The organism is Sphaerisporangium sp. NPDC051011, assembly GCF_040653595.1.
Classification (GTDB): domain Bacteria; phylum Actinomycetota; class Actinomycetes; order Streptosporangiales; family Streptosporangiaceae; genus Sphaerisporangium.
Genome location: NZ_JBFAGG010000025.1, coordinates 32,840 through 48,004 on the forward strand (window position 1 = coordinate 32,840; position 15,165 = coordinate 48,004).

The 15,165-nt window shown below is 71.4% G+C and carries 13 protein-coding genes; 6 read left to right on the forward strand and 7 right to left on the reverse strand.

Annotation, left to right across the window (positions count from 1 at the left end; translation table 11 throughout):
• The first annotated feature begins 9 nt into the window (after nucleotides 1–9).
• Together AB0H21_RS37765 and AB0H21_RS37770 are read left to right on the forward strand one after the other, a co-directional pair.
• Nucleotides 10–957, forward strand: coding sequence for a DUF2218 domain-containing protein (locus AB0H21_RS37765; protein ID WP_358526418.1), 948 nt, complete (start codon nucleotides 10–12; stop codon nucleotides 955–957).
• A 429-nt stretch (nucleotides 958–1,386) separates the two neighbouring features.
• On the forward strand, nucleotides 1,387–2,112 hold the full coding sequence (locus tag AB0H21_RS37770) for a hypothetical protein (RefSeq protein ID WP_358526420.1): 726 nt from the start codon (nucleotides 1,387–1,389) through the stop codon (nucleotides 2,110–2,112).
• Between the two features lie 121 nt (nucleotides 2,113–2,233).
• Here the strand turns inward: AB0H21_RS37770 and AB0H21_RS37775 are convergent, their stop codons facing one another.
• The 3 genes from AB0H21_RS37775 to AB0H21_RS37785 are packed head-to-tail and all read right to left on the reverse strand — an operon-like array spanning nucleotide 2,234 to nucleotide 5,449.
• Nucleotides 2,234–3,841 (reverse strand): ABC transporter permease, encoded by a 1,608-nt coding sequence (locus AB0H21_RS37775; protein WP_358526422.1) that lies wholly within the window; start codon nucleotides 3,839–3,841, stop codon nucleotides 2,234–2,236.
• A complete protein-coding gene (locus tag AB0H21_RS37780; RefSeq protein ID WP_358526423.1) occupies nucleotides 3,838–4,749 on the reverse strand; it encodes an ABC transporter ATP-binding protein in 912 nt (303 codons plus the stop codon). The genes AB0H21_RS37775 and AB0H21_RS37780 overlap by 4 nt, the downstream gene beginning before the upstream one ends.
• Complete coding sequence (locus tag AB0H21_RS37785) at nucleotides 4,742–5,449, reverse strand: TetR family transcriptional regulator (protein ID WP_358526425.1); 708 nt, start codon at nucleotides 5,447–5,449, stop codon at nucleotides 4,742–4,744. Before AB0H21_RS37785 ends, AB0H21_RS37780 begins: the two co-directional genes overlap by 8 nt.
• 339 nt (nucleotides 5,450–5,788) lie before the next feature.
• Between AB0H21_RS37785 and AB0H21_RS37790 the strand changes: the two genes are divergently transcribed.
• The gene (locus AB0H21_RS37790) at nucleotides 5,789–6,316 is read left to right on the forward strand and encodes a DUF1697 domain-containing protein (RefSeq protein WP_358526426.1); all 528 of its coding nucleotides are present in this window, start codon (nucleotides 5,789–5,791) and stop codon (nucleotides 6,314–6,316) included.
• Between the two features lie 30 nt (nucleotides 6,317–6,346).
• Here the strand turns inward: AB0H21_RS37790 and AB0H21_RS37795 are convergent, their stop codons facing one another.
• Complete coding sequence (locus AB0H21_RS37795) at nucleotides 6,347–6,727, reverse strand: hypothetical protein (RefSeq protein WP_358526428.1); 381 nt, start codon at nucleotides 6,725–6,727, stop codon at nucleotides 6,347–6,349.
• Nucleotides 6,728–7,171: 444 nt separating this feature from the next.
• Here AB0H21_RS37795 and AB0H21_RS37800 point away from each other — a divergent pair, with 444 nt between their 5' ends.
• A complete protein-coding gene (locus tag AB0H21_RS37800; protein WP_358526429.1) occupies nucleotides 7,172–9,706 on the forward strand; it encodes a germacradienol/geosmin synthase in 2,535 nt (844 codons plus the stop codon).
• 108 nt (nucleotides 9,707–9,814) lie between these two features.
• Here AB0H21_RS37800 and AB0H21_RS37805 read toward each other — a convergent pair whose 3' ends face one another.
• Nucleotides 9,815–10,747 carry an NADP-dependent oxidoreductase gene (locus tag AB0H21_RS37805; protein WP_358526431.1) on the reverse strand — a complete coding sequence of 311 codons (933 nt, stop codon included), beginning with the start codon at nucleotides 10,745–10,747 and terminating at the stop codon, nucleotides 9,815–9,817.
• 95 nt (nucleotides 10,748–10,842) lie between these two features.
• Here AB0H21_RS37805 and AB0H21_RS37810 point away from each other — a divergent pair, with 95 nt between their 5' ends.
• The gene (locus AB0H21_RS37810) at nucleotides 10,843–11,283 is read left to right on the forward strand and encodes a helix-turn-helix domain-containing protein (protein WP_358526433.1); all 441 of its coding nucleotides are present in this window, start codon (nucleotides 10,843–10,845) and stop codon (nucleotides 11,281–11,283) included.
• 116 nt (nucleotides 11,284–11,399) lie between these two features.
• Here AB0H21_RS37810 and AB0H21_RS37815 read toward each other — a convergent pair whose 3' ends face one another.
• The gene (locus AB0H21_RS37815; protein ID WP_358526508.1) at nucleotides 11,400–12,299 is read right to left on the reverse strand and encodes a LysR family transcriptional regulator; all 900 of its coding nucleotides are present in this window, start codon (nucleotides 12,297–12,299) and stop codon (nucleotides 11,400–11,402) included.
• 184 nt (nucleotides 12,300–12,483) lie between these two features.
• Between AB0H21_RS37815 and metE the strand changes: the two genes are divergently transcribed.
• Nucleotides 12,484–14,811, forward strand: a complete 2,328-nt coding sequence (gene metE, locus AB0H21_RS37820; RefSeq protein ID WP_358526434.1) for a 5-methyltetrahydropteroyltriglutamate--homocysteine S-methyltransferase — start codon at nucleotides 12,484–12,486, stop codon at nucleotides 14,809–14,811.
• Here metE and AB0H21_RS37825 read toward each other — a convergent pair.
• Nucleotides 14,781–15,038 (reverse strand): hypothetical protein, encoded by a 258-nt coding sequence (locus AB0H21_RS37825; protein WP_358526435.1) that lies wholly within the window; start codon nucleotides 15,036–15,038, stop codon nucleotides 14,781–14,783. The genes metE and AB0H21_RS37825 overlap by 31 nt on opposite strands.
• Nucleotides 15,039–15,165 lie beyond the last annotated feature (127 nt).

Below are 15,165 nucleotides of genomic sequence, written 5' to 3' on the forward strand. Positions count from 1 at the left end.
AGGATCTATATGCCTTACACGACGGCACATGTCGCAACCGCCCGTCCATCTCGCTATATCAAGCAGCTCCTCTCCCACATGGGGAAGAAGATCCCCGCCGAGCTCGCCGGCGACGGCCGGGGGACGCTCACGTTCGCCCAGGGCACCTGCGTGTTCACGCCGTCCCGGGGCCACCTCGACATGATCATCACGGCGGTGGACGCCGAAGGGCTCGCGACCGTCCAGGACGTCGTCACCAGCCACCTCGTGCGCTTCGCCACGCAGGAGGAACTCAAGGTCGAGTGGACGGAACCCGCCGCGGGCGACTCCATGAACATCGTCCACCCCGTCGCGAGCGACTACGTGCTCACCCACTGCACCCCGGCGGACGACGTGCTCCAGGAGCTGGTCGTCAGAACGCGGGAGGCCACCGGAGACGCGTCGGGGATGCAGGTCTCCCACGACGAGGGCGCCTTCCTGACCATGCTGGTCCGGATGGTCGGCGCCCGCCGCGCCGTCGAGGTGGGCGTGTTCACCGGCTACTCGTCGATCTGCATCGCCCGAGGGCTCGCCGAGGGAGGCCGCCTGCTCGCCTGCGACGTGAGTGACGAGTGGACGACCATCGCCAGGGAGTACTGGGAGCGCGCCGAGGTCGCCGACCGCATCGACCTGGAGATCGGCCCGGCGATCGACACGCTGCGCGCCCTGCCGGACGAGCCGTCCATCGACATCGCCTTCATCGACGCCGACAAGGTGAACTACCCGGTCTACTACGAGGAGATCGTGCGGCGGCTGCGCCCCGGCGGGCTCGTCGTCCTGGACAACGTGTTCCTCGGCGCGCGGGTGTTCGACCCGGCGTTCCAGGAGGAACACCACATCGAGATGCGCCGCCTGAACGACCTCATCGCGCGGGACGAGCGGGTCGAGTCGGTGATGCTGCCCGTACGCGACGGAGTCACGCTCGCCCGCAAACGCTGACCGCGCCCGCGCCGGCACGCTCCTGGCCCACCCGCGTTCCGGGCGCGGGTGGGGCCGGCCTCGGTCAGCTCGCCTTGCCGAGGAACCGGTCAGCAGGAGCAGCGGCCCCGGCCCGCGGACCTTGTGGTAGAGGCGCGCCGCCGGGACGTCGAGGGTGTTGCTCGTCATATCGGCGGTCGGCATTTCGAGGGCGTCCTTTCGCTGTGCCGCGCGGGCGTCGAACGGGACCGGTCGCCGTTCACCCGGTGGTCGGCACTTTAGAAGATACGACCGACATTTTTTCGAGTACCGCGCCTCACGCGGGAGTTCACGCCGGCGACCACACGTAACGACGAAGTCTTCTCAGACGGGTATCGGCGCCGGGTATCGGCTATAAACGACATGTGAAACAGACAATCCCCGTCTTCAGTAATACGGTAGGAATGAAGGGTGGATAACGGGGATCTGTGGCACTTCCTGCGCTGGGTCGGTTTCGGGATCCGACTGGCACTTCTGCTGCTCCTGCTCGCGGGTGCTTTGATCACCTGCGCGAGCCTTGTGCCCTCCGAGCGAACGGTCGCCGAGTTCCGCGCGGCCGTCGCGGCCGGAGAGGTCGACCGCGTGAGCTACCAAGCGGCCGGTGGCGGGGACCCGGTGGCCCATCCGCGGGAGCTGATACGCCTGGAATGGTCGGAGTCGCCGCTGATCTGGCACGAGGTGCGGCGGGAGATCGTCGACGACGCCTATCGTGGCTACACGGTCGACCAGCTCATGGCGGACGTGAACCGAGCCCCCGTCAGGGCGTCCGTGGTGTACGACTCCGAGCCGGATTCCGGAAGGAACCCCTTCCCCGACTGGCCGTTCAAGCTCCCCGGCGGCTCGAACCTGTGGTGGCTGGCCGCCGCCTGGGTGGTCACGTTCGTCATCATGCTGGGTTCGGTGCCTCGCCTGGGCAACCGGTGGGCGTGGTTCTGGATGTTCACGATCGGGCAGGTCGGGGCGATCCTGTTCCTCATCCTGGAACCGAGGCCCGTGTGGAGAGGGCTCGGCGAGGTGCCCGTGCCGGAAAAGCGGGTGATGGGCGGGAACGGCTGCCTGATCTCGATCGGGCTGTCCATCGTGTCCATGGTGCTGGCCGGGGGCGTCGGGCAACTCGTCGGCGTGGTGCTGGGCTGAGTGGCCTGAGTGGTGTTGGGCTGAGCGGGCCGAGTGCGCGGGCCGGGTGGTGTTGGGCTGAGCGGGCCGGGGCGCCCACCGGCGGGTCCGGCCTTCGGGAAGGCCGGACCCGGGTGGGACGTCAGGCGGCCGGGATGTCCCGGCGGCGGAAGGCGGTGAGGCCGGCCGTGGTCAGGGCCGCGGCGATGAGCGTCAGCCAGATCAGCGGGGCCGCGGTGACCTCGCCTCCGGGGATCTTCGGGAGGTGGGTGAAGGGCGAGACCTCCAGAACCCGCTCGTCGAGCCCCAGGGCGCTGCCCACCAGGCCGAACAGCAGGCAGATCACCAGCGCGCCCCAGCTCACGGCCGCGAGCCGCGGCAGCAGGCCGAACATCACGATCGCGACCGCGGACAGGATCCACACCGCGGGCAGTTGCACGATCGCGCCCGCCACCGCCCTCGGCAGCTCACGGCCGACGTCCCCGGTGTTCAGCCCGTGGGCCAGCCCGGTGGCGGCCCCGGCGACGGCCAGGACGGCGGCCGGGCCGAGCAGCGAGAAGACCATGTGGCCGCCCACCCAGCGGACGCGGCCGACGCCCGTGCCGAGCACCGGCTCGGCGTGGCCGCTGGTCTCCTCGACCCGCGCGCGCAGCGTCGCCTGGATGGCGTACCCGCCCGCGATCAGGCCGAACAGCCCCATGATGGAGGCGAGATAGCTGTCTATCAGCCCGGACGCGCCGCCGAGGTTGGCGAACACCTCGTTGAGTTGCCGGTTGTCGCGCACCAGGTCCCCGACGCCCGCGGCGAGGTAGCCGAGCACGACTCCGAGGACGGCGAACCCGGCGACCCAGCCGGCGAGCAGGCCGCGGTGCAGGCGCCAGGCCAGCGCCAGGGGCGAGCGCAGGCCGGGCGCCGCCGAGGCGGGGCCGAGCCGGGGCGGCAGGAGGCCGGCGCCGACGTCGCGGCGGGCGGAGAGCACGACGGCCGTCACGGCCAGCACCGCGCCGAACGCGACGGCGAGCAGGGCGGGCCACCAGTGGTCGCCGCCGTAGGGGAGCATGCGCTGGACCCATCCGAACGGGGACAGCCACGTCAGCCAGGCGAGCGTGCCGTCGCCGATGCCGCTGATGTCGCCGACGACCCGGAGCACGAAGGCCGCGCCCAGCGTGGTGATCGCGATGCCGCGCGCGCTGCCCGCACTGCTGGTGAGCTGGGCCGCCACGCCGCCGACCGCCGCGAAGACCCACCCCGAGGCGGTCAGCTCCATGCCGAAGGCCCACGAACCGGCGGCGGGGAGGCCCTGGCCGATCATGCCCACGGCCAGGATCACCCCGAGGAGGAGCGTCGCGGCGAAGGTGGTGAGCAGCGCGGCCGCCAGGCCCGCGTGCCGGCCGGTGACGGTCGATCCGAGCAGCTCGCGGCGGCCGCTGTCCTCCTCGGTCCTCGTGTGCCGGACGACGGTGAGGATGCCGAACAGCCCGACCACGATGGGCAGGAAGCCGGCGCGCCAGGCGACGAGCTGGCCCAGGCTGTCGCCGAACAGGCGGCCGTACAGCGCGACGAAGGCGGCGTTGTGCTCGCTGGCCGCGAAGTAGCCGTGCCGCCCGGCGTCCGTGGGGAAGAGTTCGTTGATGGAGACGACGTAGGAGAGGGGGATGAGGCCGAGGAGCAGCACCCACAGCGGGAGCAGGACGCGGTCGCGGCGCAGGATCAGCCGGGCCAGCCCGCCCGTGCCGGTCAGGGTGTTCATCGCGACACCTCGGCGGCCCGCTGGGTGCGGTCGTAGTGCTGCAGGAACAGCTCCTCCAGTGTCGGCGGCCGGCTGACGAGGCTGCGCACGCCGACGGCGGTGAGGTGGCGCAGCGCCGGGTCGAGGGCGTCGGCGTCGACGTCGAAGCGCACCCGGCCCTCCTCCACGTGCAGGTCGTGGACGCCGGGCAGCTCGGCGAGGCCGTTGGCGGGGGCGGCCAGCTCGGCCTGGATCGTGGTGCGGCCCAGGTGGCGCAGGTCGGCGAGGGTGCCGGTCTCGACGGCGCGGCCGTCGCGGATGATGGTCAGCCGGTCGCACAGCGCCTCGACCTCGGAGAGGATGTGGCTGGACAGCAGCACGGTGCGGTCGCCGCGGCGCATCTCTTCGCGGACGGCCTCGCGGAAGACCTCCTCCATCAGCGGGTCCAGGCCGGAGGTCGGCTCGTCGAGCAGCAGCAGCCGCACGTCGGAGGCCAGCGCGGCGATCAGGGCGACCTTCTGCCGGTTGCCCTTGGAGTAGGCGCGCCCCTTCTTGCGGGGGTCCAGGTCGAAACGCTCCAGCAGGTCGGCGCGGCGCTTCTTGTCCAGCCCGCCCCGCATCCGCCCGAGCATGTCGATCACCTCGCCGCCGGACAGGTTCGGCCACAGGGTGACGTCGCCGGGCACGTACGCGAGCTGCTTGTGCAGGGTGGTCGCGTCGGCCCAGGGGTCGCCGCCGAGCAGCCGCGCGGTGCCGGAGTCCGCGCGCATCATGCCGAGCAGGATGCGGATGGTGGTGCTCTTTCCCGCGCCGTTAGGGCCCAGGAAACCGTGGACCTCCCCGGTGCGCACAGAGAGGTCGAACCCGTCCAGCGCCCGGGTGGCGCCGAACGTCTTGACGAGCCCTGTCACCGAGATGGCGTCAGTCATCGTTTTGCTCCTCGAATGCGCGGATCACGGCATCGCGGTCCGCTGGGGGTTGTTTGCTCCAGACGGTGTCGAGGGCGTCGCGCGCGGTGGCGGCATCGTCCGGAGTGATCAGCGCGTGCGAGTAGAGGTCGATGAGGGCGTAGGCGACCTCGCGGTCGCCCTCCGGCGTGAACATGTCGGCGCCGATGCTGCGGGACACGTGCTGGTGCAGGACCGGGACGGCCATCGCCATCGCGGTGAGCACCGTCGCCCGGGCCTTGCGGCTCGCCGCCGGGGGGTCGCCGGCGCGTTTCTCGTCGGCCCTCGCGAGCCACTCCTCGGTGATGTCGACCATCTGGTCGAACAGCGCCGCGGCGGTCCCGTCGGCCAGGGCCCGTGCCAGGTACTTCTGGTACGGAAGCAGCACGGCGCGTGCGGCGGCCAGGTGGTTCAGGTCGCCGAACGCGCCGTGTACGAGACCGGCGCGGGCCTGGTCGCTGAGTTTGCGGACCGTCCGGTACATGAACTCGTCGCACGCCTCGCGCAGCTCCTGCTTGGAGCCGAAGTGGTGGCGTACCAGCCCCGACGAGACCCCGGCGGCCTTGGCGATCTCGCGGATCGTCGCCCGCTCGAACCCGTGTTCGCCGAACTGCAGGAGCGCCGCGTCTCGGATGCGGGCACGGGCGGTGAGGTCCTCGGGGTCCGGTTGGGTCGTCGCCACTTGCTCTCTTCCTATCCGGGCGTGTAGCCCGCTACTCGCGCGGACAGGACGCTATACGCGTGTGTAGTGACTGTCCAGGCCGCGTCATGGATCCATACGCTTTCTTGACGCCGGTGGGGGTGTGCGCACGCCCGTCCGGCCGATCCCCGTTGTAGCCCATGGCGGTGTGGTCCATGTACGGGAACGACCACTGGCGCCCGTCGAGGTCGCGGAGGCCGCACCGTCCGGACGGCGGCGCCCAGGTCGGTGGTCCTGATCGCGTCCGTGAGGGTGACATCTCCTGACAGGTATGGGGCAGTAGCGTCACCTGGTACTCGCCGATGGGACAGGTGATTTCCGATGCGCTACGTCGCGCTGCTGCGCGGTATCAACATCAACCCCCGTACAAGGGTCGCCATGGCCGACCTCCGCGCCCTGCTGGAAGAGCTGGGGTACACCGGGGTCCGCACGCATCTGCAGAGCGGAAACGCCCTGCTCACGGCCGACGGCAGGTCTCCGGAACAGGTCGCGGACGAGGTCGGGCGGCGGATCTCCGAGGTCCTGGGCATCTCCCCGGCGGTGATCGTCCGGACGGTGCCGGAGCTGCGCGCGGTGGTCGAGGAGAACCCGCTGGAGGTCCGCGACCCGGTGAAGTTCGTGGTGGTCTTCCTGGCCGGGGCCCCCGACAGGGCCGTCCTCGAAGGCATCGACCCGGCGGAGTACGCGCCGGAGGAGATGGCCGTCGGCAGGCGGGAGCTCTACATGTACTTCCCGGACGGCCTGCGCCGTCCCAAGCTGCCGCCTCTGCTGGAGAAGCGGTCGAGCGCCCCGGCGACGATGCGCAACTGGAACACCGTCACGCGGCTGCTGGAACTGACGGAGGCCTGACGCGGCCGGAACCGGGCCGCGTGGAGACGTCTAGCGGGACCTGTGGCGGCTGTGGTTCATTTTCTGGAACTGCCAGATTCTGCAGACACGCAGCTTCTTCCTGCAGAAGGCGGCCTGGGAGGGCGCGCTGCCCTGGACGGCTGCGTTGGACTTGTGCTGGATGCCGCGCATGAAGGTCGGGCTGTTCACCTGCAGGTACAACGAGTTGTACTTGCCGTTGCCGAACTTGGACTGCCCGTGGTCGCCCGAGCCGGTGCTCACGGAGACGGCGTGGCCCGCCGCGGACGCCCAGGCTTCGGCCGGTGACGACGCGACGGCCCCAACCAGCCCGATCAGGAGCACGGCGGTCGCGAGCCGCGTCGTGGACCAGGCCAGGGATACGAGCGGATCGTCCGCGCGGTGACGGGTCATTTCGTCGCACACCTGCCTTCAGGTCGTCCGGTACCTGTCTTCAGGTCACCAAGTAGCCGCCTTATGTCCGTCTCGCCTCGGCGACACCGCATCCATACCCGCTCACCATGTGCGCCTCTCGTTCCGAATGATCGACGGCCCGTATGCTTACCGGCTTTTTGTCGTACCGCCGACGAGGGGAGTAGCGGATGTCTGTTCCGACATCGCCCTCCCATCCGAATCCACATAATTTGACCGGATGGGTCATGTAGAGCGAAGAATGCGCAGGATGTGCGGTTGAGGGGATATTGCGGAATTCGCCCGGAAATCGTGGTGCCGGGTCGGGCGGACAGAATTTCGCGGGGTATCGCTGAGGTCAAAGTTGCGGCAAACTACTCCAGGTGTCAGGGGATTCACCGATGGTGAGACCCGCGATCGGCTCGGCTCACGAGAGTAGGCACGCTCATGCAGGCTTTCACGCTGCCGGACTTCTACCTGGCCTATCCCGCCAGGCTCAACCCGCATCTGGAGCGCTCCCGGGCGCACAGCGAGGCCTGGGCCGCGCGCATGGGCATGCTGGACGCGACCAAGCCGTCCGGCGGGGTCGTCTGGGACGCCGAGGCGCTCGCCGCCATGGACTACGCCCTGATGTGCGCGTACACCCACCCCGACTGCGACGGCCCCACGCTCGACCTGATCACCGACTGGTACGTCTGGGTGTTCTTCTTCGACGACAACTTCCTGGAGCTGTTCAAGCACTCCCGCGACCTCGCCGGCGCCAAGGCCCACCTGGACCGGCTGGAGCTCTTCATGACCGCGGACGGCGAGACGCCGCCGGAGCCCGAGAACGCCGCCGAGGCCGGGCTCAAAGACCTGTGGGAACGCACGGTGCCGGCGATGTCCGACGGGTGGCGCAGGCGGTTCATCGCCAGCACGCACAACCTCATGGTCGAGTCGATGTGGGAGCTCGACAACATCAACCGCGGCCGCATCGCCAACCCCATCGAGTACATCCAGATGCGGCGCAGGGTCGGCGGCGCGCCCTGGTCGGCCGGCCTCGTCGAGTACGCCGTCCACGCCGAGGTCCCGGACTCCCTGGCCGCCACCCGGCCGATGGAGGTCCTGGTCGACACCTTCTCCGACGCGGTCCACCTGCGCAACGACCTGTTCTCCTACCAGCGGGAGGTCCGCGAGGAAGGCGAGAACTCCAACGCCGTGCTGGTCTTCGAGCGGTTCTTCGACTGCTCCACGCAGGAGGCCGCCGAGATGGTCAACGACCTGCTGACGTCCCGCATGGAGCAGTTCGAGACCACGGCGCTCTTGGAGGTGCCGGCGCTGCTCGCCGAGCACGCCGTCCCGCCGCACGAACAGGCCGCGGTCGCCGCGTACGTCAAGGGTTTGCAGGACTGGCAGTCCGGCGGCCACGAGTGGCACGCCCGGTCCAGCCGATACATGAACGAGGGCGCCGCCTCCCGGCAGGGCGGGGTGCTCGGCGGGCCCACCGGGCTCGGCACCTCCGGCGCCGCGCTGACGCCCTCGTCGCTCGCGCCCGGGGCGCGGCGCAGGGCGCGGCAGCATTCCCACGTGCCGTTCACTCCGGTGGGGCACCTCCGCCTGCCCGATGTCCCGATGCCCTACGCCCTGCGCACCAGCCCGCACATCGACGCCGCGCGCGACCACACGGTCGAGTGGGCACGGCGCATGGGCTTCCTCGACGCGACGCCGGGCGTCGAGCTCGGGGGCGTCTGGGACGAGCGGCGCTGCCGGGTCTACGACCTCGCCCACTGCGCCGCGATGATCCACCCGGACGCCACCCCCGAGCAGCTCGACCTGTCGGCCGACTGGCTGAGCTGGGGCACGTACGCCGACGATGTCTACCCGGTCGTGTTCGGCGTGTCCCGCGACCTCGCGGGGGCGAAGCTCTGCAACGACCGGCTCGCGGCCTTCATGCCGCTCGACGCCGGCGAGACGCCTGAGCCCGCGAACACCCTTGAGCGCGGGCTCGATGATCTCTGGCGGCGCACCGCCGGGCCGATGACGCCCGACGCCCGGCGCCACCTGCGCGACGCGGTCGAAGAGATGACCGCGAGCTGGCTGTGGGAGCTGATCAACCAGGCCGAAAACCGCGTTCCCGACCCGGTCGACTACGTCGAGATGCGCCGTAAGACCTTCGGCTCGGAGCTGACCAAGAGCCTGGCGCGCTTCGCGCACGCCGACGTCGTCCCGGCCGAGATCTACCGCAACCGGGTGATGCACGAGCTGGAGACCGCCGCCGAAGACTACGCCTGCTTCACCAACGACCTGTTCTCGTACCAGAAAGAGATCGAGTTCGAGGGCGAGCTGCACAACATCGTCCTGGTCGTCGAGAACTTCTTGGGGGTCGACCGCCACCAGGCCCGTGACATCGTGGCCGACCTCATGGCGGCGCGCATCGAGCAGTTCGCGCACCTCGTCGAGACCGACCTGCCCGCCATGTGCGACGACCTCGGGCTGGAGGAGCCGGTCCACCGCGCCCTCGTCGACTACGCCGAGTCCCTGCAGAACTGGATGTCCGGCATCCTCGAATGGCACCGCAAGTGCGGCCGCTACACCGAGGCCGAGCTCCGGCGCCACCGAAGCTCCAGCGTCTCGCACGGCTTCTCGTTACTGCCCACCGGCCTCGGCACCTCGGCCGCACATGTCACGGGCATCCCAGGCGAAACCGCCGAGCAGGCCGCCGGAGCCGGCGCACCCCCCGTCACGGCCCCGGTCGGAGTGGTCCCCTCGATCTCGACACTCCTCGCACTTCGCGACACCGCGGAGACCGGCGCGGCGACCGTTCCCCACGCGACCGCCGAAGCCGGCTCCGTCCCGGCCACTGGAAGCGGTTCCGTTCCGGTGGCCGAGCTCGGTGATGGCGCCGGGACCTCCGGGCCGCTTCCTCAATGGACGGGGATGTCCGCGGACCTGTCCGCGCTGCTCCGAGAGCGACCGACCGAGACGGAGGCCGTCACAGGGTGAGGACGGACGACGGAGTCGGTCACGGCGTGAGGCGGAACAACGGACGCTGTCACGGCGTGAGGACGGACGCGGAGACCGTCACGGCGTGAGGACGGACGATGGAGGCCGTCACGGGGTGAGGACGACCTTGCCGGTGGTGCGGCCGGAGGAGATGAGTTCGTGGGCCTTGGCCACCTCGGCGAACGGCAGGACGTGCTCGACGTGGACGGTCAGCCGTCCCGCCTCGGCGAGTGCGGTCAACCGGGCCAGGTCGGCGGCTGAGGGACGTACGGAGACGGCTTCGAGCCCGATCCCGCGTTCGGCGGCCTGCTCGGGCGTGATCCCGAGGTTGGCGCCGAGCGCGCCGACGAGCAGGCCCCCGGGCTTGACGACGGCGGCCGAGAGTGCGCCGTACTCGCCGCCGACCAAGTCGAACGCCACGTCCACCGGCCCGGCCTCCGTGACGAAGTCCTCCGTCGTGTAGTCGATGAGCGTGTCCGCGCCGAGCTCGCGCAGCAGGGCGTGCTTGGCGCGGCTCGCCGTCCCGACGACGTGCGCCCCCCGGGCCTTGGCGATCTGGACCGCGAGGTGGCCCACGCCGCCGGCGGCCCGGTGGATCAGCACCCGCTGCCCCTCGCCGAGCCGCGCGATGCCGACCAGCGCCTGCCACGCGGTCAGCCCGGCGAGCGGCAACCCCGCCGCCTGCTCGACCGTCAGCGCGGCGGGCCTGCGGACGATCTCGTTCGCGGACGCGAGCACGTACTCGGCGTAGGCGTTCCCGGCGGCGGGGAAGGCGAGCAGGCCGAGCACCTCGTCGCCGGGTTCGAAGGCGGACACCCCGCTCCCGGCGTCCTCGACCACACCGGCGACGTCCCAGCCGAGGGTGAACGGCGGCTCGCCGAGCAGGGGGTAGAAGCCCGCGCGGACGGCGACATCCACGGGGTTGACCCCGGCCGCCCCCACCTTGATCAGCACTTGCCCGGGTCCGGGCCGAGGGCGGTCGACCTCGGCGAATTCGAGCACCGACGTGTCGCCGAACGACGACTGGGTGATGGAACGCATCTGGTCCTCCATAGGTCGTGCTTACTGCCGCGACCATCGTGCGGGACGTAACTATCACTGGGAAAGTCGGCACCTTTGAGATATATAGGTACCTCATGGATACCATCGCCGACCGGCGTGAATCGTTCTCGGTCAACGCCTACCTGCGTGACTGCGCGTCCCGTACCGTCCTGGAGGCGATCGCCAACAAGTGGACGTGCCTGCTCGTGGACGCGCTGCGCCTCGGCCCCGTGCGGTTCGGCGTGCTGCGCCGCCGCCTCGACGGGATCACCCAGAAGAGCCTCACCCAGGCCCTGCGCAACCTGGAGCGGGACGGCATGGTGATCCGCACGGTGTACCCGACGATCCCGCCCCGGGTGGAGTACGAGCTGAGCGAACTCGGGCAGAGCGTGGTGTCGCTGATGGAGGGCATCAAGCGCTGGGCGGAGGACCACGTCCCGGAGATCGTCGCGTCCCGCGAGGACTTCGACCGCCGCGCCGCCGAACCTCCCACCCCCGTCACCGGCCCCCCGAACCCTCCGCACGCGCGCACCTGAGCGAGCGGAGCGGAACGAACCGGCTGCTGATCGACGAGGTGGAGACCCCGGCCCACCACCGCACCCAGGTGGCCATCGCGCCCTGACCAGGGCGCAGTACCGGTTCGCCTGGGCGGTCACCGGGTCCACAGGACCTCTTGGACGGCCTGGATCAGCGTCATCAGCTCGGGGGTGACGCGGTCGCGGGACCACACGAGGCCGTACGTGATGCGCAGGTCGCCCGCGTCGAAGGGGACGAACCGGATGTCGTCCCGGCGGACGGTCGAGGTGAGCAGGCGGGGGACGGGCAGCAGGCCTGCGCCCGCGGCCACGAGGTCGAGGGCGGCGGCGAAGTCGTCGATCTCGTCGGCCACGACGTTGATCTGGTGGGGACCGCGGAGCCGGGCGGCCAGCCGCTCCCACATGCCGCCGGGTGGCCGCCGGCGCGGCATCAGGATCTTGTGCCGGGCGAGTTGCTCGGGCCGCAGCGGCGCCCGGGCGGCGAGCGGGTCCCCGGCCGGGAGGGCGAGGTGGCCGACCGTCACGTGGAACCGCGTGCCCGTCGTCATCCGCAGCGGGAAGGGCGAGGCGAGGATGGCGGCCGGCAGCTCGCCCTGTTCCAGGAGCTCCGTCGCGGCCCGCCGTCCCATCGGGCTGAGGTCCACGCCGATGGGCGGGACGCGGTGGGCGAGCCGCCGGGCCGCGCGCGCGGCGAGGGATCCCACCAGCGGTGGATAAGCGAAGCGAATGGACGGCCGCTGGGGGACGGCGAGCCGCGCAGCCTCGGACGTGAGCGCGGCGAGCGTGTCCAGCGCGGTCTCGGCGTACGGCAGGAGGGACTCACCGACCGGGGAGAGGCGGACCTCGCGGCTGGTGCGAGTGAACAGGCGGACGCCGAGGACGCGTTCGAGACGGGCGATGGCCTGGCTGACCGCGGGTTGCGACATGCGGAGCTCGGCCGCCGCCGGCGAGAAGCCGTTGTGACGGGCGACGCTCACGAAACAGCGCAGGTCGCGCGGGTGCGGGCCGTGATCCATGCTCAAGTATGGCCGCCTCGGCGCGGTGGGCGGCGCATCCATCCATAAGGGGCGCCAATAGATCGGGGCCGGGGGTCGCGTAGGCGGGCAGGGTAGGTCCGGCCCGTCCACTCGTGAAGGAGTCCACGTGCCCGCCGTCCGCGGGCAGGCCGGGTCCGACTCGTCCGTCCGTGAAGGAGCCCGCATGCCCGCCGTACACACCTCGCCGTTCCCCGCCTCGACGATCCTCGGCTACCCGAGGATCGGGCCGGACCGGGAGCTGAAACGGGCGCTGGAGCGGTATTGGGACGGCGGCTCGACCGCCGACGATCTGCGGGCGGCCGGCGCGCGCATTCGCGAGCGCACCTGGCGCCGCCTGGACGCCCTGGGCCTCGCCGCGTCGCCGTCCAACACGTTCTCGTACTACGACCAGGTGCTCGACACGGCGGTGACGCTGGGCGCGGTTCCCGGGCGGTATCGCGGCGCGTCGGCGCTGGACACGTACTTCGCGATGGCGCGCGGCACCCGCGACGTGCCCCCTCTGCGGATGACCAAGTGGTTCGACACGAACTATCACTACATCGTCCCGGAAATCGGGCCGGACACCGTCTTCACCCTGGATCCGGGCAAGCCCGTCGCGGAGCTGCGCGAGGCGCGGGCGCTCGGGTTCGAGACGCGGCCCGTGCTGGTCGGCCCGGTGACCTTCCTGCTGCTGTCCCAGCCCGCGCCGGGCTCCTCGGAGCGGTTCGCCCCGCTGGACCGGCTGGCCGACGTGCTGGACGTCTACGAGCGGCTGCTCGCCGCGCTCGCCGCCGAGGGCGCCGCCTGGGTGCAGCTCGACGAGCCCGCCCTGGTCGCCGACCGCACCGGCGCGGAGCTGGACGCCGTCCGGCGGGCGTACGAGCGGCTGGGTTCGCGCGCGGACCGGCCGGGGCTGTTCGTCGCCTCGTACTTCGGCGACCTCGGGGAGGCGCTGCCGGTCCTCGCGGGCACGCCGGTCGAGGCCGTCGGCGTGGACCTCGTGCGCGGCCGTACGCCCGTCGAGGCCCTCGGGGACGCCCTGGCGGGCAAGACCGTCGTCGCCGGGGTGGTGTCCGGGCGCGACGTCTGGCGCGCCGACCGCGACCGCGCCCTCGGCAGGCTGCGCGCCCTGCGCGAGCGCGTGGAACGGGTCGTCGTCGCCACCTCGTGCTCGCTGCAGCACGTCCCGCACAGCCTGGAGCGCGAGACCGGCCTGGACCCCGCGCTGGTGGCGCGCCTGGCGTTCGCCGACGAGAAGGTCACCGAGGTCGTCGAGCTGGCCGCCCTGCTCGCCACGGCCCCGCCCACCGTCCGGAGCGAGACCGTCGAGACCGGCATAACCGGCGTAACCGGCGAGGCCGGGAAGGCCGGGGAGACCGGCGAAACCGGAGAGGCCCAGGCCCCGCCCGCCGTGGCGCCGCCGGTCTGGGAGAGCCGCTCGCCGTACGCGGTGCGCGCCGCCGCGCAGGCGGAGCACCTGGGACTGCCCCCGCTCCCGGTCACCACGATCGGCTCGTTCCCGCAGACCGGCGAACTGCGCGCCGCCCGCGCGGCACTCGCGGCGGGCGAACTGGACGAGGCGGCCTACGAGGAGCGCGTCCGCGCCGAGATCGAGCGGGCCGTCCGCGTCCAGGAGCGCCTCGGCCTGGACGTGCTCGTGCACGGCGAGCCGGAGCGCAACGACATGGTGCAGTACTTCGCCGAGCACCTCGACGGCTTCGCCGTGACCCGCCATGGCTGGGTGCAGTCGTACGGCTCGCGCTGCACGCGCCCGCCGATCCTGCACGGCGACGTCGGCAGGCCCGCGCCGATCACCGTGCGCTGGGCCGGGTACGCGCGGTCGCTGACCGGCAGGCCGGTGAAGGGCATGCTCACGGGCCCGGTGACCATCGTCGCGTGGTCGTTCGTCCGGGACGACCTGCCGCTGCGCGAGGTGGTGTTCCAGGTGGCCGACGCGGTGCGGGCCGAGGTGGCCGACCTGGAGGCCGCGGGCGTCTCGATCGTGCAGGTCGACGAGCCGGCGCTGCGCGAGCTGATGCCGCTGCGGCGGGCCGAGCAGGGCGCGTACCTGCACTGGGCCGTGGCCGCTTACCGCAGGGCGACCTCGGGGGCGGCCGACCGCACGCAGATCCATACCCACCTGTGCTACTCGGACGCCGATCAGATCCTGACAGCGATCGACGCGCTGGACGCGGACGTCACCAGCGTCGAGTCGGCCCGGTCGCGCGGGCGCATCCTCGGCGAGCCCGTGGTGCGCGACTTCGCCCGGGGCCTCGGGCCGGGCGTGTACGACATCCACTCACCGCGCGTGCCCGGGCCGGAGGAGGTCGGCGGCCTGCTGGACGCGGTGCTCCGCGTCCTGCCCGCCGAGCGGGTCTGGGTCAACCCGGACTGTGGCCTGAAGACCCGCACCTACGAGCAGGTGGAGGCGGCGCTGGCCAACGTGGTGGCCGCCGCGCGCCGCGTGCGCGGGACGCTTGCTCAGTCCTCTTCCTCGTCGTCGCCGGTGTAGGCCTCGAACAGCTCGCGGCGCAGCAGATCGGTGCGGACCATCAGCGCGCCGAGCAACTCCTCGTCGTTCAGCCCGTCCGTGCGCCGGAACGCCCACGACGAGCGGCCCTCGTCGTCGAAGCACTTGACCAGGATGATCGCGCCCAGGGCCGTCCAACCCTCGGGGAGCGGCGAGACGGTGAGCCCTGACAAGGCCTCGCCCACCGAGACGTAGTCATCGTCTTCCACTGTCGCTACTCCCAAGCACTCCGCAGGTAGGGCACCCACTTTATGGTCCTGCGCGGGGCCGCGACGCCCGCGGCCCCGTATCCGCCGCAGGGGCCGCGGCTAGGATCGGTCCTTGGCTCCGGACGCC

What these genes read in the sequence shown, in the direction of transcription:
- AB0H21_RS37805 (WP_358526431.1), bottom strand. Translation starts at nt 10,747, where the DNA reads ATGCGTTCCATCACCCAGTCGTCGTTCGGCGACACGTCGGTGCTCGAA.
- AB0H21_RS37775 (WP_358526422.1), bottom strand. Translation starts at nt 3,841, where the DNA reads ATGAACACCCTGACCGGCACGGGCGGGCTGGCCCGGCTGATCCTGCGC.
- AB0H21_RS37795 (WP_358526428.1), bottom strand. Translation starts at nt 6,727, where the DNA reads ATGACCCGTCACCGCGCGGACGATCCGCTCGTATCCCTGGCCTGGTCC.
- metE (WP_358526434.1), top strand. Translation starts at nt 12,484, where the DNA reads ATGCCCGCCGTACACACCTCGCCGTTCCCCGCCTCGACGATCCTCGGC.
- AB0H21_RS37780 (WP_358526423.1), bottom strand. Translation starts at nt 4,749, where the DNA reads ATGACTGACGCCATCTCGGTGACAGGGCTCGTCAAGACGTTCGGCGCC.
- AB0H21_RS37815 (WP_358526508.1), bottom strand. Translation starts at nt 12,299, where the DNA reads ATGGATCACGGCCCGCACCCGCGCGACCTGCGCTGTTTCGTGAGCGTC.
- AB0H21_RS37800 (WP_358526429.1), top strand. Translation starts at nt 7,172, where the DNA reads ATGCAGGCTTTCACGCTGCCGGACTTCTACCTGGCCTATCCCGCCAGG.
- AB0H21_RS37790 (WP_358526426.1), top strand. Translation starts at nt 5,789, where the DNA reads ATGCGCTACGTCGCGCTGCTGCGCGGTATCAACATCAACCCCCGTACA.
- AB0H21_RS37810 (WP_358526433.1), top strand. Translation starts at nt 10,843, where the DNA reads ATGGATACCATCGCCGACCGGCGTGAATCGTTCTCGGTCAACGCCTAC.
- AB0H21_RS37765 (WP_358526418.1), top strand. Translation starts at nt 10, where the DNA reads ATGCCTTACACGACGGCACATGTCGCAACCGCCCGTCCATCTCGCTAT.